We start from the raw sequence: 22,185 nt of genomic DNA on the forward strand, positions 1-22,185 counted from the left end.
GTCGCCACCTAAAAAGGGGCACCCGAATGGCTGACACAGCAAAGACCGCGACACTGAAAATTGGTGACAAATCCTACGATCTGCCCTTGCACTCCCCGTCAGCCGGACCGGATGTCATTGATATCCGCAAACTTTACGGACAGGCCGGTGTGTTCACCTACGATCCCGGCTTTACCTCGACAGCGGCCTGCGACAGCACGATCACCTTTATCGACGGTGACAAGGGCGAATTGCTGCACCGCGGCTATCCGATTGACCAGTTGGCAGCGAAATCCCACTACCTCGAGGTGTGCTACCTGCTGCTTTACGGTGAACTGCCCTCGGCCCAGACGCTCGAAAAATTCGAGGCACTGATCACCAATCACACGATGATCCACGAACAGATGCACATGTTTTTCCGTGGGTTCCGCCGCGATGCGCACCCGATGGCGACCATGGTGGGCGTGGTGGGCGCGATGTCGGCGTTCTATCACGATTCAACCGACATCAATGATGAACACCAGCGCGAAGTGGCCAGCATCCGGCTGATCGCCAAAATGCCGACGATTGCCGCGATGGCCTATAAATACTCCATCGGCCAGCCGTTTGTGTATCCGCGCAATGATCTCGATTATGCGTCGAACTTCCTGCACATGTGCTTTTCGGTCCCTGCCGAAGAATATCACGTGAACCCCGTGCTGGCCCGCGCGATGGACCGGATTTTCACGCTGCACGCCGATCACGAACAGAACGCCTCGACCTCGACCGTGCGTTTGGCCTCCTCCTCGGGTGCGAACCCCTTTGCCTGTATCGCCGCCGGCATTGCCTGCCTGTGGGGGCCGGCCCACGGTGGTGCAAATCAAGCCTGTCTTGAGATGCTCAAGGAAATCGGCACGGTAGATCGCATTCCCGAATTCATCGCCCGCGCCAAGGACAAGAACGACAGCTATCGCCTGATGGGCTTTGGACACCGCGTTTATAAAAACTTCGATCCGCGCGCGACGGTGTTGAAACAATCCGCCGACGAGGTGCTGGACCTCTTGGGCGTCGAGGACAATCCGATCCTGCAAGTCGCCAAGGAACTGGAAAAACAGGCACTGGCCGATCCGTATTTCGCCGACAAGAAACTGTTCCCGAATGTGGATTTCTATTCCGGTATCATCCTCGAGGCGATGGGTTTCCCCACGTCCATGTTCACGCCGATTTTTGCCATGTCGCGCACGGTGGGCTGGGTCAGCCAGTGGAAGGAACAGCTTGCCGATCCGCAGCTGAAAATCGGCCGTCCACGCCAGTTGTATCTGGGCGACACGGCCCGCGACTATGTCGACATCGAAGATCGCTAAACGCACACAGGGCCGCCAACGCGCGGCCCTTTTGCTGTGACGGTCCTGCGCACGCAGCGGTTGCTGCTGCGCCCTGCGACGATGGATGACGTGGATGCATTTTGCGACATCCTGAGCGATGCACGCGCCATGCGCTTTTGGTCCACCCCGCCCCATGCCAGCAAGGTCGAAACAATCAAATGGGTCGCCAATATGGTGGCCATGAAGGACGAAGGCACCGATTTCGTCTGGGAATGCCGTGGCCGCGTGATCGGCAAGGGCGGCGCCTATGCGATGCCCGAAGTGGGGTTCATCCTGCACCCTGAATTCTGGGGCAAGGGTTTCGCGCGCGAGGCGATGGAGGCGATCATCCCCTACCTTTTTGCCCTGACCGACACCCCTGCCCTGACGGCCGATGTTGACCCCGACAATGCCGCATCCATTTCCCTGCTCGCCTCACTGGGGTTCAAGGAAACCCACCGCGCGAAAAACACCTTCTGCATCAACGGGGTCTGGGTGCACAGCGTCTATTTCGCGCTACCGCGCGGTTGACCCAAGGGCAGTCAGCCTGCACCATCGCCCGATTGTTATCAAATGGAGAGTGAAATGGGTGGTGATAGCCAAAGCGATTTCCCGGATGAATTCATCGCATGGTGCGAAGAGGTGTTTGGCATTGAGCCGCGCAACAATGGTGACGATCAGTTCCAGCGCATTTCGATCCCGCTGGGCGAGGTCTATACCGCGACACAGGTCAGTTCGACCGGAAAGACGGACAACTATGTCAAGCTTGACGCCGTGGTGCCGAACACGACCGAACCCTGCACGATCTACATTGTGTTTGACGATGCCCGCGCCCCGCACGCCAGTTGGGAAAAAATCAACGGGCGCTGGGGGAAACACTGGATCATGCCGATGTCGGATCGCGCAAGTGTCATTGCGATGCTGTCCCTGCCAATTCTCAGGCTGAACATCGCGATCCACCAACACGATGGTAAACGGACCATTGCCGGACATCTCTCGGGCCGACGGGTGTTATAAGCGCCTAGCGGCCTTCGTAATTCGCCGGTCGCTTTTCCAGAAATGCCAGCACGCCTTCTTTGAAATCGCGGGTCTTGCCGCAGGCGCCTTGCAAGCGCGCCTCGAGCGCAAGTTGATCGTCCAGCGTGTTTTCAAACGATCCGCGGATCGCATCCTTGATGTGGCGGTAGGTCGTTGTCGGCCCCTTGGCCAGATGGGCGGCGCGGGCCTGCCAGTGGTCGGCAAAGTCGCGGGTCGGGACGGTTTCATAAATCATGCCCCAATCGCAGGCCTGTTGCGCCGTGATCTTGTCGGCGAACAGGGCCGCGCCCATGGCCTTGGCCATGCCGATCTGGCGGGGCAGGAAATAGGTGCCACCGGCATCGGGGATCAGGCCGATGCGCGCAAAGGCCTGGATAAACACCGCATCATCCGCCGCAATCACCACATCAAAGGCCAGCGCAAGGTTCGCGCCAGCCCCCGCCGCCGCCCCGTTCACGGCGGCAATCGTCGGGATCGGGCTGTCCATGATGGCGCGCAACATCGGCACATATTCGTCCCGCAGCGTGCGCTCAAGATCAAGGTTGGCCGCATTGCCGCCATCCCCCAGATCCTGCCCCGAACAAAACGCAGCCCCCGCCCCCGTCATGACCAAAACGCGCGCACGCGCTGAGGCATCCTTGACCGCGTGGGTGATTTCAGCGCGCATTTGCGTGTTCAGCGCATTCATCACGTCAGGGCGGTTCAGCGTCAGCGTGGCGATATCATCGCGGATAGCAAGGGTGATGGCCTGATAGTCCATGGGGGATCCTTTGACAGTTTGCGCCACCCTACTGAACTGATCCGTTCAGGAAAGCGAAACCATGCGTCACGAGCGTAAAATCTCGTCCAGACGCTTTTGTTCGTCGGCGTCCAACTCGGCCGCCGGCGTTGCGCGGGCACGGGCGCGCACCACACGCAAGCCGATCAGCAAGGCAAGGATCAGCATCACCGGCCCCGCCGCCCACAGCAGACGGTTCGCGCCGGTATTGTCGGGGCGCAGCAGCACATATTCGCCGTACCGGTCCACGATGAACTGCACTGCCTCGCTGTCGGTATCGCCCGCAACCAGCCGTTCGCGCAGCAATATCCGCAGATCACGCGACAGATCCGCGTTGGATTCATCAATGCTTTCGTTGCGGCAGACGGGGCAGCGCAGGCCCTGCGACAGATCGCGCGCGCGCTGTTCCAGCACCGGATCGTCCAGAATTTCATCGGGCTGCACCGCAAACACGGGCGTGGCCAGCAACAGGGCGATCAACAGCAACCGTTTCATTCTGCAGGCACCTCACGCATGCGCGCCTTGGCCGCGCCCGCCGCAACCCGCAAGCGCCGGTCAGACAGGGAAATCAGCCCGCCAATGGCCATGAAAATCGCACCGCCCCAAATCCAGTTGGCAAAGGGCTTGATATATGTGCGCACGGCCCAACCGCCGCCCTCTTGCGGATCACCGATCACCAGATAGATGTCACGCAGGATGCCATTGTCGATCCCGGCTTCGGTCGTGGGCATGGCCGCGACCGGATAGAACCGCTTTTCGGGAAACACATCAGCAATCAGGCGGCCGTTGCGATAGGCCAGCATTTCCGCCTGCGTGGCGACAAAGTTCGGGCCCTGAACACGTTCGACGCTGCGCAATTCAATCTCGAAGGCGCCAACCGTGAAACGATCCCCGATTTCGGCCACGCGGATATCCTCTTGCTGCCACGCGGTCAGGGCCGACACAGCAAAGATCGTGATACCCATGCCCGCATGTGACACGGCCTTGCCCCAATCGGCGCGCGGCAACCGTGTCAGGCGACCAAAACGATGCGCAACGCTGTCGCGCCCGGTGCGCGTCCACAAATCAATCGCCGCGCCCGCCACAACCCAGACGCCCAGCAACACACCAATCGGCCCAAGGGCCGACCGGCCCGTTTGCATCGCAAAGGCAAGGCCGCACAGCGCAATCGCCAGCACGGCCGCAGGCCAAAGCGGACGCGCCGCACGGGCAATATTGCCCCGCTTCCACGCCAGCATCGCGCCAATCGGCAAAACCAGCGCCAACACCACCATGAATGGCGAAAACGCCGCATCAAAGAACGGCGGACCAACCGAAAGGGTGCGTTCAAACAGCAGTTCGGCAACCAGCGGCCAAAGCGTGCCGACAAACACCACGAACGCCGATACCGACAACAAGATGTTGTTCAGCACGATCCCGCTTTCGCGGCTGACGGCGGCAAACACCCCCTTGGATTCCAGCGCCTGCACGCGGGCCGCAAACAGGGTCAGCGCGCCGCCAAGAAACACCACGAGGATCGCCAGAATGAACACGCCGCGTTCAGGGTCATTGGCGAAGGCATGCACCGAGGTCAGCACCCCCGAGCGCACAATAAACGTGCCCAGCAGCGAAAAGCCGAACGCCAGGATCGCCAACAGGATTGTCCAGGCCTTCAGCGCCTCGCGCTTTTCCACAACGATGGCGGAATGCAGCAGGGCCGTGGCGATCAACCATGGCATGAAAGACGCGTTTTCAACCGGATCCCAGAACCAGAAGCCGCCCCAGCCAAGCTCGTAATAAGCCCACCACGATCCAAGCGCGATGCCCACGGTCAGGAACAGCCAAGCGGCCAAGGTCCAGGGGCGCACCCACCGGCCCCAGGCCGCATCCACGCGCCCCTCGATCAGGGCGGCGACGGCAAAACTGAACGACATGGAAAGGCCCACATAGCCCAGGTAAAGAAACGGCGGGTGAAACGCCAAGCCCATGTCTTGCAGCAACGGGTTCAGGTCCTGCCCGTCAAAGGGTGGCTCTGCAAGGCGCGCAAACGGGTTGGACGTAAACAGGATGAACGCGAAAAAGGCAACGCCAACAGCGGCTTGCACCGACAGCACCCGCGCCTGCAAACGTTCGGGCAGATTGCCGCCAAACCACGCCGCGCAGGCCCCGAACAACGTCAGGATCAACAGCCACAACAGCATTGACCCTTCGTGATTGCCCCAAACGCCTGAGATTTTGTAGATCATCGGCTTGTCACTGTGCGAATTCAAAAACACCAGTTGCAGCGAAAAATCCGAGGTCACGAACGCCCATGTGAGCGCCACAAAGGAAAACCCCACAAGGATGAATTGCACCGTGGCCGCAGGTTCGGCAACGGCCATCCAGTTGCGCCAGCCCTTTGCTGCGCCGACCATGGGAACGACCATCTGCACGATGGCGATCACAAAGGCCAGAATCAGTGCGAAATGTCCAAGTTCTGTAATCATGCGCCCAACCTAGCCCATGATCGCGGCAGGCAAAATCAAAACCCGCTTACTTCTGCGCTGAAAGGTGCAGCAAAACCGCGCAGGCCCGCTAGATCGACAATCCGCCGCGCAACGCATAGGCAATGGCCGCCATCAACAACGTGCCGATGATCAACCGCACCAGCCATTTCAACGTGTCCTCGATCGCGCACAGGCGCTGCTCCACATTGGCGCGGTGCACCGATTCAATGGCCGCCTGCATTTCCAGTTTCGCGATCCGCTTTTCCACTTCACGCATCCAGTCATCTGTCATCGCGGGCCTGCCAGTCTGCCAGTGCGGGGTTGCCATCGGCGCGCGCATCCACCGGATCGGGCGGGGCCAATTGCGCGCCCGCCGCCAGTGCATCAAGGGCGCGGATATTGCGCGTCACTTCGCCTGCACGCGACACGGTTTCCGCGATAGAGCGTTGAAATTGCTGCCCAACGGCCTGATGACGCGCGCCAAAATAAAAGCTGACAATCGCCCCCATCAGCCACCAAAGCGGTTCCGGCACCAATGCTATTCCCTGCATCCGGCTGGCAAACCAGATCGGATCAACCATCGCCGTGACGAACAGCCCCAGCGTGCCGAACGCCAGCATCGGGCGCGGCAAACGGTTCAGCGCATCAACCAGCCGGTCAAACATCCCGCGCCGCGGCGTGGCAAATTCCGCAGCGAACTGGCGCATGGCTTGTTGTTTCACATCCGCCCCGCGCTGGCCTGCGGCTTCGGCGTTTTCGCGAAACACCTGCGCGGTTTCGACGATCATGTTGCGTCCGTCCCCGAACACGGCGCTGAAAATCCGCCCGATCAACCCCACGGCGCCACCCGTGCGCGGTGCGCCGCGTCTGTCAGGTGATACCTTGGCGAGATGAATTCTTCGGCCCGCGTGATCCAGCCACCCTTGCCACCGTCACGGCGGCGCGCATATTTGCGGCTAGCGGGGCGCGCATCGCCCAAGGCGTAATAATAATTGCGCCGCGCAATCCCGTATGCATCCGCCAGATGATCGGGCGCGGCAGCCTCGGCCCGTTTGGCCGCCGCAATCGTCTGCGGGCCAATCACGCCGTCAACATCAACTTCGATTCGCATATCATTGAAAAGGCGCTGCAATATCTTGATCGCATTCGTGCCGGCATTGACATACATATCAAAAACGGATGGCTGCAATACCATCGGCAAGGCGCCAATGCCCGGCCGTTCAAAGTAGTGCTGCACGAAAATCGCCACTGCCTGGCGTTGCGTCAGGGCCGCGACATCCTCCCGATCGACCTGCCCGTCGCGGTTCAGATCAAGCCCAAGACGCTGCATCGTGCCGATGGTCACGCCGAAATTCGTCGCCCCGCCCGGATCGTCGGGATCATCCACATAGCCGCCTTCACGGGCGACGATCTGTTGTGCGATTTGGGTTACGTCCTGCATGCTCTGCCCCGCTGTGATGCGGGACAAAATCTGCCGTGCAAACGTTAATGCGGGGTCTAGCTACCGTCCGGTGTCTGGTAAACGCCCTGTTCCTGCAACGCGTCGATGACCTCTTTGGGCATATAGGTCTCGTCGTGTTTGGCAAGGATTTCAACGGCTTCAAAGGTGCCATCAACGTAGCGGCCCTGCCCGATCATGCCCTGACCTTCTTCAAACAGGTCCGGCAGAATGCCCGTAAACGTCACCGGAATTTCGGCCCCGCCATCCGTGACGACAAAAGAGACCTCGGTGCCACTGCCGCGCACGATGCTGCCTTCGGCCACCAGCCCGCCCATGCGGAACATTTCGGTTTCGCGCGGCGGTTCGGCGATCACTTCGCTGGGCGAGCGGAAATAGTTGATCCCGTCCGACATGGCCCAGCCGATCAGGGCCGTTGACCCCGCAAGCGCCACAAAGGCCAGCACGATCACCTGAATCCGGCGTTGTTTCTTAAGCCCGCGCATTACGGGAACATCGGTGCCATCATCAGCCCCGCCCTTTCATCCAGTCCAAGCATCAGGTTGGCGTTTTGCACCGCCTGCCCCGACGCACCTTTCATCAAATTGTCCAGCACGGAAATCACGATCACACGGTCCTTTACCCGGTCCTTGATCACGCCGATCCGGCACCGGTTCGACCCGCGCACATGCTGCACTTGTGGCACCTCACCCATGGGCAGCACGTCGACAAATGCCGCGTCCTGATGGGCCGCAACCAGCGTATCATGCACAGCGTTCGCGTCGCCCGCCGCATAAATCGTCGCTTGCATCCCGCGCGTCATCGGCACCAGATGCGGCGTGAAACTGACCGTCACAGGCCGGCCCGCCGCAAGCGACAATTCCTGATCCAGCTCGCCCATATGGCGGTGCGCACCAACGCCGTAAGCCTTGAACCCTTCGTTCACTTCGGAAAACAATGTAGCCTCGTTCGGGGCACGTCCCGCGCCCGACACGCCGGATTTCGCATCAACAACAATGCCTTGCGGCGCGATCACACCAGCCCGCAACAACGGAATCAACGGCAACAAGGTCGTCGCTACATAACACCCCGTGTTCGCGGTGATCCGCGCATCCGCGATGTCATCGCGATAAAACTCGGGCAGGCCAAAGGCCACGTCGGGCTGCAAATCCATCGCCGTGTGATCCAGCCCATACCATGCCTTATAGGCATCCGCGTCACGCAGCCGGAAATCAGCTGACAGATCGACCACTTTCAAATGATCGGGCATGGACTTGGCGAATGCATGCATCAATCCGTGCGGCAAGGCGGCAAAGGCCAGATCAATCCCGCTGAAATCAATCGCGTCCATGGTTTGCAATTCCGGCAGGTCCAAGTGGCGCAGATGCGGGAATACATCGGCCATCGCCATGCCCGCTTTGCGATCCGCCGACAGGGCCGCGATTTCCATGTCAGGATGGCCCGCGATGATGCGGACAAGTTCGGCGCCCGTGTAACCGGAAGCCCCAAGGATGGCGACGGATTTGGTCATAGATGCTCCTGATCAGGATTTAGGGGGCCCGCGCCCCCGATTCAACGCGCAGATTGCCTCAGGCGGCGGTAAAAACAACTTCGCGGCGCAGGAACTGCGTGGCGCGGTCTGATACCTTGGCCGGTTTGCCGCTGGTCAGATAGGCGCTTTCACCGCCACCGATCATTTCAGGACGCCGCCCCAGATAATCGGCAAGGCTTTCGGCAACCAGTTCGGCCTGCGAAAACACCCGCACTTCAGGCCCCAAAGCCTGCTGGAACACATCCGCCATTAGCGGATAATGGGTGCAGCCCAGCACGGCCGCATCCGGCGACGGCATCTTGCGCTTGAGGGCATCCACATGGCTGCGCACCAATGCTTCGGCCAAAATCATGTCGCCCTCCTCAATCGCGTCGACAACGCCGCCGCAGGCTTGGGCCTCCACATCGACACCAATCGCGCGAAACGCCAACTCGCGCTGGAATGCGCGGCTGGACACGGTCGCAGGTGTGGCAAACAGCGCCACATGCTTGATGGCTACCTCGCGCGGCGGGGAATTGTCGCCCCACTGGCGTTCGGTCAGCGCCTCGATCAGGGGCACAAAGACGCCCAGCACACGCTTTCCGTCTGGCACGTGGCCCTCTTGCATCCGGCGCAGGGCGGCCGCACTTGCGGTGTTGCAGGCAAGGATCACCAGATCGCAACCATTATCCCACAGGTGTTCAACGGCGGCCTTGGTCAGGGCAAAAACATCATCGGCATCACGCACCCCGTAAGGCGCATTGGCATTGTCGCCGTAATAGACAAACGGCACATCCGGCAGACGCTTTTGCAGCGCATCCAGAACCGTCAACCCACCCAAACCGCTATCGAATATGCCGACCGCCATTGCGTGCCCTTTGCTTGCTGTCAAACTCGTGCCCCAGCGCATCTGTGGCCACGGGCGTTGGAGAAAGCTCATACGTGGCTTTGCGCAGGAAATCCATGCATGCTTTGGGGTCGTGCCGGTAGGGTGCCAAGGCGCATGCATCCAAAGGCTGGCCAACAACCACATCGACCGGCTGGCCGACGCGGGCGCGAAATTCGCGAATCAACATGCCAAGTCGCAGGGTCGCGTGAAGATGACTGGCCAGCTGGAACAACCGGCTGTTGGACCCGGCAAAAAAGACCGGCACCACCGTGGCCCCGCTTTTGACGATCATCTTGGCCGTGAACGTGCGCCAGCTTGGGTCCATCGCGCGCGAAAACGGGCGCGCCGCCGTCGAAACCGTGCCCCCCGGAAACACACCGATCGCCCCGCCCGCGGCCAGATAGCGCAGCGCCTCGGCGCGGGTTTCAAGGTTCAGCTTGGCCGCTTCCTTGGTGTCATCAAAGGAAATCGGCAGGATCACCCGTTCCAGATCAGGGGATTTGCAAAACACGTCATTTGCCAGAATGCGGAAATCACCGCCGCGGCGCTGCGACAGAATGCGGCCCATCATCAACCCGTCCAGAATGCCATACGGGTGGTTGGCGACCAGAACCAAGGGACCAGTGGCCGGAATATCCGCCAAATCGCCGCCGATCACGTTCAGGTCCAGACCATAGCGCCGCGTGATCACCTCCCAGAAATCCGCGCCCTCTGCGACCTCGTCATCATAGCCGCGCACCTTGCGGATCAGGCGCAGTCTGCCGGTGGTATTTTCCAGAACGCGGATGACAGCGCGCCCGCCCCGCGTGGCGGCCGAACTGGCATAGCTGATGTCACGGGCAATCTGTCTTTGCGGCATGGCTGCTTTTTGGTCTGCTCTGCGAGCACTTATAAGTGCATGTCAAAGGGATAACCACTTAACTTTGCAAAACCATGACACTGAAAACTATTGCGCCGCCGCGCGTGTTTCCGGCGCGCGCAAGACCGCCAGCAATTCCTCGCGCCGTTTGGCCGCCGCCTGCGCGGCTTTGGCTTTGACGGGGCCGAAGCCCTTGATTTGCAACGGCAATTGCGCCAAGGCAATCGCCGCGTCACGGGTATCGGGGCGCAGGATTTTCAACACCTCGGCCATGTCGGCTTCGTATTGCGTGATCAAGGCACGCTCCATTCTGCGCTCGCCTGAATACCCGAAGGGGTCAAACGGCGTGCCGCGCACCCCCTTGAGACGGGCCAGAATCGGGAACAGTCTGGCAAAGGCAGCCCCGAACGCCCGCTTTTTCGGGCGCCCATCGGACGCCGTGCCTGACAAGACTGGCGGGGCAAGGTGATAGGTCAGCTTCAGATCGCCGGCAAATTCGGCCTCGGCCTTGGCGCGGGTCTGTGTCAGCAGGCGCGCAACTTCGTATTCATCCTTGTAAGACAACAGCTTGTGATAGCCCAAAGCGACAGCCTTGCGCAGATCATCATCCGTGAACCGCGCGACCAGATCACGATAGCGTGCCGCCAGTTTCGGCCCCTGATAGGCCAGTAAATGATCCGCGCGAAAGGCGATTTTTTCATCTGGTGTCTTGGGCAATTGCGCGACATCCGCCTGCCCCAACCGCCCCGCATCGTCTGGGTGCAGCACGGCCCAGCGGCCAATTTCAAAGGCGCGCAGATTGCGCGCGACCGCAGTGCCGTTCAGGCGGATCGCTTCGCGGATCGCATCGCCCGACAGCGGCACAGCCCCCATCTGCCAGGCCGCGCCAAACACCATCATGTTGGAATAAATGCTGTCGCCCATGGCCGTTTTGGCCAGATCACTTGCATCAAACATCGCCAGCCCGTCACGCAAGCGCGCCTCAAGCGCAAGGGCAAGCTGATCGGACGGAATGCGAAAATCCGTGTCGCGGGTAAAATCACCCGTCATGATTTCGTGGGAATTGACAACGCCCTTGGTGCGCCCCGTTTGCATCAACCCCAGGGTCATCGCCCCGGCTGACACCACCAGATCGCCACCGATCAAGGTATCACATTCGCCCAAAGCGACCCGTATCGCATTGATATCGCTTGGATCATTGGCAAGTCGGCAATGCAGATGCACGGCGCCACCTTTCTGGGCCATTCCCGCCATTTCCATCATGCTGGCACCCTTGCCATCAAGATGCGCCGCCATCGCCAGCACCGCGCCGATGGTCACAACACCCGTGCCCCCAACACCGGTGATGACGATATTGTGGGTGCCGTTGATCGCGGGCAGCACGGGGTCTGGCATGTCCGGCAGCACCAGTTCAGTCGCGGCTTCCTTGCGGATTTGCGCCCCTTCGACCGTGACAAAGGACGGGCAAAACCCGTTCACGCAGGAATAATCCTTGTTGCAACTGGACTGGTCAATTGCCCGCTTGCGGCCCAGTTCCGTGTCCACAGGCACAATCGACACGCAGTTGGATTGCACCCCGCAATCACCACAGCCTTCGCAAACATCCGTATTGATAAACACACGTTTGTCAGGATCGGGAAAGGCGCCGCGCTTGCGGCGGCGGCGTTTTTCAGCGGCACAGGTTTGCACATAAACAATGGCCGATACACCCTTGGTTTTGCTAAGTCTTTCCTGCACAGCATCCAGTTTCGCGCGCGGATCGCGGGTAATCCCCGCAGGAAATGACCCGAATTCCATTTCCTCTTTTTCATCATAGACCAAGGCGACGTTCTTAACCCCCATCGCCAGCAACTCGCGGCAAATCTGGTCGGCCGTCAAACCGCCGTCATTTCCCTGCCCGCCGGTCATCGCAACAGCGTCATTGAACAGGATCTTGTAGGTGATATTCACCCCCGCCATCACCGCAAAGCGGATCGCCTGCACGCCGGAATGGTTATATGTGCCATCGCCGATGTTCTGGAACACATGATCGCGGGTGGAAAACGGCGCTTCGCCAACCCAGTTCGCGCCCTCGCCACCCATATGCGTATAGCCGACCGTATTCCGGTCCATCCATTGCACCAGATAGTGACAGCCGATCCCGGCATAGGCACGATCACCTTCGGGCACCTTGGTGCTGGTATTGTGCGGGCAGCCGGAACAGAAATAGGGCCGCCGCGCCACGATATCGCGTGCATTGTCAGCGCCTTGTGCGGCACTGATCTGCGCCAGCCCCGCGTGAATGCGGTCCGTCTCGCAGCCTTCCGCGATCAGCACCTCGCCCAGCTTTTGCGCGATCATCACCGGATCAAGCGCATAGCGGGTCGGGAACAGTTCCTCGCGCCGCCCGTTCACATAGGAATTGCCCTTGTGCCAACCGTAAACACGCCGTCCCGCGCGGTCATCAAACAGCGCCTCCTTGACCTGCACCTCGATCAGCTTGCGCTTTTCCTCGACGACGATGATCAGGTCCAGACCTTCGGCCCAGTCGTGAAACCCGACCATATCCAGCGGCCAGACCTGCCCGACCTTGTAGGTCGTGATGCCCAGCCGTTCGGCGTCACGTTCATCAATCCCCAACAGATCAAGCGCGTGCACCAGATCAAGCCAGTTCTTGCCCGCGGCGACCAACCCGATGCGCGCACCGGGCTGCCCCCAGACGCGTTTGTCCATCTTGTTGGCACGGCTGAACGCTTCGGCGGCAAAGCGTTTGTGGTCAATCATGCGTGCCTCTTGGGCAACGGGGGTGTCGATCAGGCGGATGTTCAAGCCACCCTCGGGCAATTCCAGATCAGGCGTGACAAACTGCATCCGGTGGGGATCGCCATCCACAACGGATGTGACCTCGACTGTGTCTTTCATGGTTTTCAGGCCAACCCAAACACCGGCAAAGCGCGACAACGCATAGGCATAAGCCCCGAAATCAAGGATTTCCTGCACACCGGCGGGTGACACGATCGGCATATAGGCGTCAACCATCGCCCAGTCAGACTGGTGCAACGTGGTTGAACTTTCACCGGTGTGATCGTCGCCCATCGCCATGATCACCCCGCCGTGTGGCGACGTGCCGGCCATGTTCACATGGCGCATCACATCGCCCGAGCGGTCAATCCCCGGCCCCTTGCCATACCACAAGCCAAACACGCCGTCATATTTGCCTTCGCCGCGCAGTTCGGCCTGCTGGCTGCCCCACAGGGCCGTGGCGGCCAGATCCTCGTTCAAACCCGGCTGGAAGGTGATCTGCGCCTGATGCAGCAGCTTTTCGGCCCGCTGCATCTGCATGTCCACCGACCCCAGTGGCGATCCGCGATAGCCCGTCACGTAGCCTGCCGTGTTCAACCCCGCCGCTGCGTCGCGCGCGCGCTGCATCAGCATCAAACGCACAAGCGCCTGCGTGCCGTTCAACAGCACCGGCGACTTTTCCAAATCAAAGCGATCATTCAGCGAGATATCCTGGCGACCCATCACGCACCTCCCATGCGATTAGAACGTCTTGCGGCAAGCATAGGTCAAAAATGCTGACCTACAAACCGGAAAATTCCCCTGTCACACCTGTTTGAACCCGTGCAAATACGCTAGGTAACTCTCATGAAGTGTGAGCGGTAACAATATATCAATGGTGTCGGGATGGACTGGGACAAGCTACGAATCTTTCACGCGGTCGCGGATGCGGGCAGTCTCACCCACGCGGGTGACATCCTGCACCTCAGCCAATCTGCGGTGTCGCGGCAGGTGCGCGCGCTGGAAGAATCGCTCAACACCACCCTGTTTCACCGCCACGCGCGCGGATTGATCCTGACCGAACAGGGCGAATTGCTGTTTGACGCCACCAAATCCATGAACAAACGTCTGGAAGCCGCCAGCGCGCGCATTCGCGACAGCGAAGAAGAAGTGTTTGGCGAACTCCGCGTCACGACCACGACAGGTTTCGGCACGCTTTGGCTCGCGCCGCGCCTGCCCGCACTATATGAACGCTACCCCGACCTGAACATCGACCTGATGCTGGAAGAACGGGTGCTGGATCTGCCCATGCGCGAGGCCGATGTGGCCATCCGCATGAAGGAACCGTCGCAGGCCGACCTGATCCGCAAGCGGCTGATGTCGGTGCGCATGCGCCTTTATGCCTCGCAGGCCTATCTTGATCGGTCAGGGCCGCTTGATGAAATGGACGAGATCGGCAACCACCGCCTGATCTGCCAGAATCCGGCCTCGGCGCAGGTGACGGCTGGGGCGCAACTGGTCCAGTTGCTGCTCAGCTATGACGCGCCCAAGCGATTGAACGTGAACAACTATTTCGGCGTATTGCAGGCCGTGCGGTCCGATCTGGGGGTTGGCGTGCTGCCCGATTATGTCACCAAGGACATTCCCGGTCTCGTGCGCTGCCTGCCCGATGTGGAAAGCGGCGAAGTGCCTGTTTTCCTTGCCTATCCCGAAGAACTGCGCCAGTCCAAACGCATCGCCGCATTCCGCGATTTCATTCAGGACGAAATCACCGCGCAGCGGCGCAAGGCCCGCGCAGAGGGCGACGACGACTAGCCCTGTTCAGCTATGCGAAAAATGCATAACGGGTTTGCCATTTCTTTCGGGCGCAAAGGGTTGATCGACTCGAAAGTGCCACCTATTTGATCTCTCGAAGGCGATGATGCTTAGACGCTCATCACTTCAACCTCCCTGTTGGACTTCGCCGGGCCTTAGTGCCCGGCTTTTTTCTGTCACAGGGCTGGCCCGAACCGCGCCAAATCCACCTTGATCCCCGCCAGCTGCGCCATGTGCCAGATCAGCACCTGATTGCTGGACAAGGCCGGCTTGCCGATCGCACCCCCGATCTGGCGCAAGATATCGAGCGTGCGCAGATTAGTGCAGGACAGGAACACGGCGTCCACATCCGGGCTTTGCCCCAGTGTGGTGGCAGCGTGGATCAGGGACGCCGCATCAATCCGCGCGACACGGGCCTCCTCGGCTTCGTTGAATGACCCGAACACGGGCGTGGCGACACCCGCATCCGACAGCACATCGCGCAGGCCTTGCGACACGTCGATCACATAGGGTGTCAGCAACGCAATATTTTGCAATTCCAGATGCTTGCAGGCCGCAATTAATGCCGTCAACGGATCCGTCACGCCAGCCGCGCGGCGCCCCGATTGCACCATATCCGCGACCTTTGCGGCCCCGATCACCGATGTGCCCGATGTGCAGCCATAGCCGATCACGCTGAACGCCGTATCGGGCAACAGGGCAGCCGCTGCGGGCAGTTGGTTTTCCATCAGCGCAAGGCTTTCACGGCTTAGCGTTGGTGCACTTGGCACCCGCGTGCAATGCAGTGTGACATCGGTGCCCAGAACGCTGCGAATTTCATGTTCCAGCGTTTCATCTGGCTGCAACAGGATCAGCCCCAACGCAGGTGAAATGCGCGCTCCTAGATCATAGTCGAACACCTGCCCCATGTTCAAATCCTTCGCAATTCGGGCCAAGCGGGCGGCGAAATCTGGCGCGCGCCCTGCGGGTCGATCACGAAATTATCCTCGTGCACCAGATAGCCGCCACCGGGAAGCGTTAGTCCCGGTTCCAGTGTGATCACCATGCCAGCGGCCAGCGGCGTCTGGTCCGTCGGGATCAGCGACAGCCCTTCGGTCAGCTGCATCCCCAGCCCATGCCCCAGCCGCCCCGGATCGTTGCCCGCCACCCCCGGCCCCTGCGCGATCACCGCGTGCATCGCATGAAACACATCCGCCGCCGTGGCCCCGACAGTTGCCGCCGCGCGACCCGCCGCGCAGGCGTCCAGCAAACAGGCATAACCATCAGCGGCCAAAGGATCAGCCGCGCCGACCACATAATTGCGATCATAATCGCAGAAATACCCGTCCCGGATCAGCCCCGTGTCCAACATCAACACATCGCCCTGCGCCAGCGGTTCGTCGGTGGCGGGCGAGATCACATCGTCATATCCCAACCGCCCGACACCGCCCGCAAGGTAGGGCACCCAATCGGCCCCTTCTTCAAGGCACAGCCGCTGGAAATCGCGAAACACATGTGACAGCGGCACGCCTTTGCGCGCAATTTCCGGCACCCGATCAAAGGCACGCCCCGCAATCGCGCAACTGGCGGTGATCTTGGAAATTTCCGCAGGCGATTTCACCGCCCGCAGCCCCGCAACGATCCCCTGATCACTGCGCAGCGTGACAGCCGCCTGCACCTGCGCCAGCGCTGCCAAAGGCATCCGCGCATGGCTTTCCAACCCGAAAGGCGTGCCGATATCGCCGCCAATATCCCGCAAGGTGGCAATCAACAGCGACACCCCGTCATCGACCAGATCAGGCGACACCCAAGTGCGGATATCGCTGATCCACGTCTTGCCCATCAGGGCCGCGCCAATCGACGGGATCACCGCAATCGGATTCCCCTGCGCGGGCACTACCAGATACCAAGGCCGCGTCGGGCTTTCCCAGAACCGCGTCAGGAACCCTGTGAAATAACGGACATCCGCCTCGGTCGTCAGCAACAGCGCCCCAAGTCCCGCCGCCGTCATGCCCGCCTGCGCACGCGCAACGCGGGCCTGATATTCTGTTGCGGTAATCGTCACGCTGCGGGTTCCTCGCTGACAATGCACAGCACCCGCGCGCTTGGATCAAGCTGCACACCCATCAGCGCCGCAACCCCCGCGCCGCCCGACGCACTTGTCGCCAATCCGGCATCGGCCAGCAGCGGCAAGACAGCCTGCGCCTGATCCTCGCTGATCGTCATGAACGCATCCGCATCACGGCTAAGTCCCTGCAAGGCGATCAGGGACGCCTCCTTGCAATCAAGCCGCCCCATGCAGGACGCAGGGCCGCTTGCCGCCACGAAACGCCCCGCCGAGATACTGTCCAATAAGGCCGGTGCCGCTTGGGGTTCCACCACGATCATCTGCGGGCCGTCCCCCCAGATGTGGCGCAGATAAGCGGCCGTGGCGGCTGCCAGCCCCCCCACGCCCGCCTGCAAGAACACATGTGTCGGGGGCTGGTCCATCTGCGCGGCGATCTCTGCCGCCAGCACCAGATACCCCTCCATCAAACGATGTGGCACTTCGACATACCCGTCCCACGAACTGTCCGACAACAGCTGCCAACCATTGTCCAACGCCGCCAAAGATGCCGCCGCCATGCTGTCCTCGTATATTGCACCGGCGCGCACCACATCCGCGCCCTGCCCGCGCAGACGATCTGCGAAGCTTTCCGGCACCGTGTCCGCCAGATAGACAACCGCGCGCGCACCAAACACCCGCGCGCCAGCGGCCACCGACAGCCCGTGATTGCCCGCACTGGCCGTGACATAACAACGCTGGCCCATGTCCAGACCGGCCACACAGGCATCATGGGCAATCACATAGGCCGCCCCCAGCGCCTTGAAGCTGCCCAGCCCCATGCGCGCACGTTCATCCTTGATCCAGACCTGCGCAACACCCGCTGCCGCGGCAATCGCATCACTGCGCACCAGCGGCGTTTCCCCCGCCTCGGGGCAGCGCGCCAAAAGGGCTGCAGGTGCTGCCGCATCAATGCTGACCGCAGGCACGCCCAGCGATAGCCCCGTCCCGCGATACCGGTTTTCAACTGATGTCATTGCGCACCCCCTGTTTCACGCAGCACACCCGATTGCGCGGGCCGGGTCAATCGCGCCAACGCCCCTTTCCCCGCCCGCGCCCTTGGACTAAGAACCGGACCCAAGCGCCCCAAGGAACGAGTCACCATGCAAGAACCGGCCATCACCCCCGAATTGATCGCAGCACATGGCTTGTCGGACGACGAATATGCCCGCATCCTCGAGATCATCGGACGCGAGCCGACCTTCACGGAACTTGGCATCTTTTCGGCCATGTGGAACGAACACTGTTCCTACAAATCCTCGAAAAAGTGGCTGCGCACCCTGCCCACAACAGGCCCGCAAGTGATCTGCGGCCCTGGTGAAAACGCCGGTATCGTTGATATCGGCGACGGCCAATGCGTTGTTTTCAAAATGGAAAGCCACAATCACCCCAGCTACATCGAACCCTATCAGGGTGCGGCCACCGGCGTGGGCGGTATCCTGCGCGATGTGTTCACCATGGGCGCGCGCCCGATTGCAGCAATGAATTCGCTCTCGTTTGGCGAACCAAGCCACCCGAAAACCCGCCAGCTTGTGCACGGCGTGGTCGAAGGTGTGGGCGGTTACGGCAACTGTTTCGGTGTGCCGACCGTGGGCGGCGAAGTGCGGTTCCATTCTGCCTATAATGGCAACTGTCTCGTGAATGCCTTTGCCGCCGGCCTCGCGGATACGGACAAGATTTTCTATTCCGCCGCCTCCGGCGTGGGTATGCCCGTGGTTTACCTTGGCGCAAAAACCGGCCGTGACGGCGTTGGTGGCGCAACAATGGCCTCGGCCGAATTTGACGACACCATCGAGGAAAAACGCCCCACCGTTCAGGTCGGCGATCCCTTCACCGAAAAACGACTGATGGAAGCCACGCTGGAACTGATGGCGACAGGTGCTGTGATCTCGATCCAAGACATGGGCGCCGCGGGTCTGACCTGTTCTGCCGTTGAAATGGGTGACAAAGGCGGGCTGGGCGTCAAGCTGACCCTCGAAGACGTGCCACAACGCGAAGACAACATGACCGCCTATGAAATGATGCTGTCCGAAAGTCAGGAACGGATGCTGATGGTCCTCAAACCCGAACTTGAAGCCGAAGCCCGCGCCGTGTTCGAAAAATGGGACCTCGATTTTGCCATCGTCGGTGAAACCATCGCCGAGGACCGCTTTATCGTCATGCACAACAACGTGGTCAAAGCCGATCTGCCATTGGCCACTCTGTCCGGCTCGGCCCCCGAATACGACCGGCCTTGGGTGGAAACGCCTGCCGCGCTCCCGCTGTCGGACGTGCCACAAGTTGACGCTATCGACGGGCTGCGCGCCCTGCTGGCCGCACCCAATTACGCCAGCAAGCACTGGGTTTACGAGCAATACGACAGCCAGGTCATGGCCGATACGCTGCGCACGCCGGGCCTTGGCGCCGGGATCGTGCGGGTGCACGGCACCGACAAATCCATCGCCTTTACCAGCGATGTGACGCCCCGCTACGTCAAGGCCAACCCCGAAATGGGCGGCGCACAGGCGGTGGCCGAGGCCTATCGCAACCTCACGGCGGTGGGCGCAACGCCGCTGGCCACCACCGACAACATGAACTTCGGCAATCCCGAAAAGCCCGAAATCATGGGGCAATTCGTCGGCGCGATCAAAGGGATCGGCGCGGCCTGTATCGCCCTTGATATGCCAATCGTGTCGGGCAACGTCAGCCTTTATAATGAAACAGATGGCACCGGCATCCTGCCCACACCGACCATCGGCGCTGTGGGCCTGATCAAACACGCCGACGACCTGATCGCAGGCACCGTGCGCGAAGGCCATGTGGCGCTGCTAATCGGCGAAACCCACGGCCACCTTGGGCAATCCGCCCTGCTCGCCGAAGTGTTCCACCGCGAAGACGGCGACGCGCCAACCGTCGATCTGGCAGCGGAAAAACGCAACGGTGATTTCATCCGCGCCAACCACGGCCTGATCGATGTCTGCACCGATCTGTCGGACGGCGGCCTCGCCCTCGCCGCCTTTGAGCTGGCCGAAGCAGGCAACGTGGGTGTCACGCTGGACGATGACGCTACGCCGTTTTGCTTTGGCGAAGATCAGGCGCGCTACCTGATCGCCTGTTCATTCGACAAAGCAGAAGCCTTGATGGTCGCCGCCGGTCAGGCAGATGTGCCAATCACAACCGTTGGCCGCTTTACCGGTCACGATGTCCGCATCGGCCACAGCCACGCCCCCCTCGCCGAGCTTGCAACGCTTTACCGCACAGGATTTTTTGACGTGATCGGCTAATCTCATCTTGCCATAAATATCCCCGCCGGAGGCCAACCCCGTAAATAACGGACGCCGCCGGTGGTTGCAGCCAGCCCGCCGCCGCCCTACATTTCAAAAAAACGAGGCCCCACATGGCAATCACCGCCCACGAGATTGAAACCCTGCTGCGCGCCAGCTTTCCTGACGCCAAAATCAATGTGCAGGGCGATGACGGCGCGCATTTCGCCGCCGAAGTGATCGACGAAAGCTTTCGCGGCAAAAACCGCGTGCAGCAACAACGCGCCGTCTATGCCGCACTCAAGGGCAAGATGGACGGCAGCAACGGCGAACTCCATGCATTGGCTTTGACGACGAAAGCCCCCGAATAACGCCAAATCTTCATCGAAGATTTGCGCACAGAGTTTCGAGGAACTCTGCCACCCGAAAGGAAAACACCATGACCACCGAAGCCCAGATCAAAGACACCGTCACAAACAACGATGTCGTGCTGTTCATGAAAGGCACCAAGGAAATGCCCCAGTGCGGGTTTTCATCCCGCGTGGCGGGCGTGTTGAACTTCATGGGCGTTGAATTTGCCGATGTGAACGTGCTGGCCGACGAAGCCCTGCGCCAGGGCATCAAGGATTATTCCGACTGGCCCACCGTGCCGCAGCTTTACGTCAAAGGCGAATTCGTCGGCGGCTGCGACATCGTCACGGAAATGACCCTCTCGGGCGAACTTGATACCCTTCTGGAAAAAGAGGGCGTCGCGTTCAACAAAGAAGCTGCCGACAAGATCCGCGAAGCCAACGCCGACTGACAATAAAATACGGGCGGTTACCCCAATCACCGCCCGATGTGTTCAGTATTCGGCGCTGGAAGGTGCCTGCGCAAACCTGTCCTCGACCGTATCGGCCAAGGCTTCGGCGCGTGCGGCCAGTTCGGCCAGCGTGTCGGTGACTTCGGTGGGAACCACCGGCACCTCGACGCGCACCGGATTGGGCGCGCCCTGCCCTTCGATCCGCTCCAGCTGCGCTTGCAGGTCCGCCGCCTGACGTTCGGCGTCGCGCACCTTGTCCTCTAGCGCCGCCGTTTTATCCGCCAGCAACAGCCCCGACATCAGCAACATCCGCGATTCCGGCATCCGTCCGATCTGGGTGGACAGGCTGGTCGCTTCGATATCCAGCATATTTGCGGCGGTGTGCAGGAAGTGCTCCTCGCCCTCCTGACAGGCCACTTCAAACGTGCGGCCACCGATGGAAATTTCGACCTGTGGCATTACGCGCCCTCCTCTGAAATCAGGGGCTTGAGTTCGTTGAGAACCGCATCCACCTCGGCGATGTCGGCCGCGCGCGAGGCGCGCAGGGCTTCCAACTCGGCCAGCATCGCCTTGTTGATCAAATGGGGTTCGGCGACACCTTCACTGGCGGCCTTGCGCAACTGATCGTTGATATCGCGCAATTCGGCGTTCACTTGGCGCAGGCGCTGCAAGTCGCGATCAGTCTGTTCGGCCGTCTTGCGATAGCCCTCGACCGCATCATTCATGCCGCTGATTTGTCCGTCCTGACGTTCCTTCAAGGCCGCCACCCGCGCTTCAAGCTGCGCATTGGCATCCTTTTCCTGCGCCAACTGGTCGCTCAGCTTGTCAATCTCGCCGGTGCCCGCCGCTGGGGCGGCAGCCCCGCCGCTTTCGACACCGCGTCGAATCCGGTCAAGCGCGGCTGAAATCCGCCCTTCAAGTTCGCCTATCTCACTCATATGCCCGTCCCTCTTGTGGTCCGCTTGGCCAAAGGCGGCACGCGCGAACATCTTGCCGGCACTTGCACCACTGCCAGGACTGGCACCACCAGATGGCAGTCAGGCCCGCAACATCACTGAAGCGTCTGCGAATCGCGCCGGTTGACGCAAAGCGTAAGCCATCCCCGCCCGCCTCGCAAATGCGCATATCCCTTCCAGAATAAGCCTTTAGCCTGCGACCTTGAA

At 60.8% G+C, this 22,185-nt stretch carries 23 protein-coding genes; 7 read left to right on the forward strand and 16 right to left on the reverse strand.

All coding sequences use genetic code 11. The features are described 5' to 3' along the window. Nucleotides 1-26 precede the first annotated feature (26 nt). Genes SJY21_RS02885 through SJY21_RS02895 form a run of 3 tightly spaced genes read left to right on the forward strand, consistent with a single transcriptional unit; the run spans nt 27 to nt 2,339 of the window. Complete coding sequence (locus SJY21_RS02885; RefSeq protein WP_377505923.1) at nt 27-1,322, forward strand: citrate synthase; 1,296 nt, start codon at nt 27-29, stop codon at nt 1,320-1,322. Between the two features lie 36 nt (nt 1,323-1,358). After that, entirely contained in the window at nt 1,359-1,853 is a 495-nt protein-coding gene (locus tag SJY21_RS02890) for a GNAT family N-acetyltransferase (protein WP_377505926.1), read from the forward strand. Nucleotides 1,854-1,907: 54 nt separating this feature from the next. Then, a complete protein-coding gene (locus SJY21_RS02895; RefSeq protein ID WP_377505929.1) occupies nt 1,908-2,339 on the forward strand; it encodes a hypothetical protein in 432 nt (143 codons plus the stop codon). Nucleotides 2,340-2,343: 4 nt separating this feature from the next. Here the strand turns inward: SJY21_RS02895 and SJY21_RS02900 are convergent, their stop codons facing one another. From SJY21_RS02900 to SJY21_RS02950, 11 genes are all read right to left on the reverse strand, one after another. Further along, the gene (locus SJY21_RS02900; protein WP_377505932.1) at nt 2,344-3,120 is read right to left on the reverse strand and encodes an enoyl-CoA hydratase-related protein; all 777 of its coding nucleotides are present in this window, start codon (nt 3,118-3,120) and stop codon (nt 2,344-2,346) included. A gap of 66 nt (nt 3,121-3,186) precedes the next feature. After that, nucleotides 3,187-3,633 carry a cytochrome c-type biogenesis protein CcmH gene (locus SJY21_RS02905; protein ID WP_377505935.1) on the reverse strand — a complete coding sequence of 149 codons (447 nt, stop codon included), beginning with the start codon at nt 3,631-3,633 and terminating at the stop codon, nt 3,187-3,189. Then, a complete protein-coding gene (locus SJY21_RS02910) occupies nt 3,630-5,603 on the reverse strand; it encodes a heme lyase CcmF/NrfE family subunit (protein WP_377505938.1) in 1,974 nt (657 codons plus the stop codon). The genes SJY21_RS02905 and SJY21_RS02910 overlap by 4 nt, the downstream gene beginning before the upstream one ends. Before the next feature lie 88 nt (nt 5,604-5,691). Next, nucleotides 5,692-5,895, reverse strand: a complete 204-nt coding sequence (locus SJY21_RS02915) for a pseudouridine synthase (RefSeq protein WP_377505941.1) — start codon at nt 5,893-5,895, stop codon at nt 5,692-5,694. Continuing rightward, on the reverse strand, nt 5,885-6,442 hold the full coding sequence (locus tag SJY21_RS02920) for a holin family protein (RefSeq protein ID WP_377505944.1): 558 nt from the start codon (nt 6,440-6,442) through the stop codon (nt 5,885-5,887). Before SJY21_RS02920 ends, SJY21_RS02915 begins: the two co-directional genes overlap by 11 nt. Continuing rightward, nucleotides 6,433-7,044 carry a holin-associated N-acetylmuramidase gene (locus SJY21_RS02925; RefSeq protein ID WP_377505946.1) on the reverse strand — a complete coding sequence of 204 codons (612 nt, stop codon included), beginning with the start codon at nt 7,042-7,044 and terminating at the stop codon, nt 6,433-6,435. The genes SJY21_RS02920 and SJY21_RS02925 overlap by 10 nt, the downstream gene beginning before the upstream one ends. A gap of 56 nt (nt 7,045-7,100) precedes the next feature. Beyond that, on the reverse strand, nt 7,101-7,547 hold the full coding sequence (ccmE, locus tag SJY21_RS02930; protein WP_377505949.1) for a cytochrome c maturation protein CcmE: 447 nt from the start codon (nt 7,545-7,547) through the stop codon (nt 7,101-7,103). Then, complete coding sequence (gene argC / locus SJY21_RS02935; protein ID WP_377505952.1) at nt 7,547-8,572, reverse strand: N-acetyl-gamma-glutamyl-phosphate reductase; 1,026 nt, start codon at nt 8,570-8,572, stop codon at nt 7,547-7,549. Before argC ends, ccmE begins: the two co-directional genes overlap by 1 nt. Before the next feature lie 58 nt (nt 8,573-8,630). Continuing rightward, nucleotides 8,631-9,440, reverse strand: a complete 810-nt coding sequence (locus tag SJY21_RS02940; RefSeq protein WP_377505955.1) for a glutamate racemase — start codon at nt 9,438-9,440, stop codon at nt 8,631-8,633. Next, complete coding sequence (locus tag SJY21_RS02945; RefSeq protein ID WP_377505958.1) at nt 9,418-10,320, reverse strand: lysophospholipid acyltransferase family protein; 903 nt, start codon at nt 10,318-10,320, stop codon at nt 9,418-9,420. The genes SJY21_RS02940 and SJY21_RS02945 overlap by 23 nt, the downstream gene beginning before the upstream one ends. Before the next feature lie 87 nt (nt 10,321-10,407). After that, nucleotides 10,408-13,824 carry an indolepyruvate ferredoxin oxidoreductase family protein gene (locus tag SJY21_RS02950; RefSeq protein ID WP_377505961.1) on the reverse strand — a complete coding sequence of 1,139 codons (3,417 nt, stop codon included), beginning with the start codon at nt 13,822-13,824 and terminating at the stop codon, nt 10,408-10,410. 162 nt (nt 13,825-13,986) lie between these two features. Here SJY21_RS02950 and SJY21_RS02955 point away from each other — a divergent pair, with 162 nt between their 5' ends. After that, nucleotides 13,987-14,895 (forward strand): LysR family transcriptional regulator, encoded by a 909-nt coding sequence (locus tag SJY21_RS02955; protein WP_377505964.1) that lies wholly within the window; start codon nt 13,987-13,989, stop codon nt 14,893-14,895. A 176-nt stretch (nt 14,896-15,071) separates the two neighbouring features. On the opposite strand, the gene SJY21_RS02960 is transcribed toward SJY21_RS02955, so the two are convergent. From SJY21_RS02960 to SJY21_RS02970, 3 genes are read right to left on the reverse strand one after another with little or no spacing between them, the layout of a single operon-like run. Further along, the gene (locus SJY21_RS02960) at nt 15,072-15,803 is read right to left on the reverse strand and encodes an Asp/Glu racemase (protein WP_377505967.1); all 732 of its coding nucleotides are present in this window, start codon (nt 15,801-15,803) and stop codon (nt 15,072-15,074) included. 2 nt (nt 15,804-15,805) lie between these two features. Beyond that, a complete protein-coding gene (locus tag SJY21_RS02965; protein WP_377505970.1) occupies nt 15,806-16,939 on the reverse strand; it encodes a M24 family metallopeptidase in 1,134 nt (377 codons plus the stop codon). Continuing rightward, the gene (locus tag SJY21_RS02970) at nt 16,936-17,955 is read right to left on the reverse strand and encodes a pyridoxal-phosphate dependent enzyme (RefSeq protein WP_377505973.1); all 1,020 of its coding nucleotides are present in this window, start codon (nt 17,953-17,955) and stop codon (nt 16,936-16,938) included. The genes SJY21_RS02965 and SJY21_RS02970 overlap by 4 nt, the downstream gene beginning before the upstream one ends. Nucleotides 17,956-18,081: 126 nt before the next feature. Between SJY21_RS02970 and purL the strand changes: the two genes are divergently transcribed. The 3 genes from purL (at nt 18,082) to grxD (ending at nt 21,022) form a co-directional block, all read left to right on the forward strand. Continuing rightward, nucleotides 18,082-20,241: a phosphoribosylformylglycinamidine synthase subunit PurL gene (gene purL, locus SJY21_RS02975; RefSeq protein ID WP_377505976.1), complete on the forward strand. Its 2,160-nt coding sequence runs from the start codon at nt 18,082-18,084 to the stop codon at nt 20,239-20,241. Between the two features lie 113 nt (nt 20,242-20,354). Continuing rightward, nucleotides 20,355-20,591 (forward strand): BolA/IbaG family iron-sulfur metabolism protein, encoded by a 237-nt coding sequence (locus tag SJY21_RS02980; protein WP_377505979.1) that lies wholly within the window; start codon nt 20,355-20,357, stop codon nt 20,589-20,591. A 68-nt stretch (nt 20,592-20,659) separates the two neighbouring features. Beyond that, nucleotides 20,660-21,022: a Grx4 family monothiol glutaredoxin gene (gene grxD / locus SJY21_RS02985; protein WP_377505982.1), complete on the forward strand. Its 363-nt coding sequence runs from the start codon at nt 20,660-20,662 to the stop codon at nt 21,020-21,022. 42 nt (nt 21,023-21,064) lie between these two features. On the opposite strand, the gene SJY21_RS02990 is transcribed toward grxD, so the two are convergent. After that, nucleotides 21,065-21,481 (reverse strand): cell division protein ZapA, encoded by a 417-nt coding sequence (locus tag SJY21_RS02990; protein ID WP_377505984.1) that lies wholly within the window; start codon nt 21,479-21,481, stop codon nt 21,065-21,067. Continuing rightward, complete coding sequence (locus tag SJY21_RS02995) at nt 21,481-21,960, reverse strand: hypothetical protein (protein ID WP_377505987.1); 480 nt, start codon at nt 21,958-21,960, stop codon at nt 21,481-21,483. The genes SJY21_RS02990 and SJY21_RS02995 overlap by 1 nt, the downstream gene beginning before the upstream one ends. Nucleotides 21,961-22,185 lie beyond the last annotated feature (225 nt).

Source organism: Octadecabacter sp. R77987, assembly GCF_042466115.1.
Taxonomy (GTDB): Bacteria; Pseudomonadota; Alphaproteobacteria; order Rhodobacterales; family Rhodobacteraceae; genus SW4.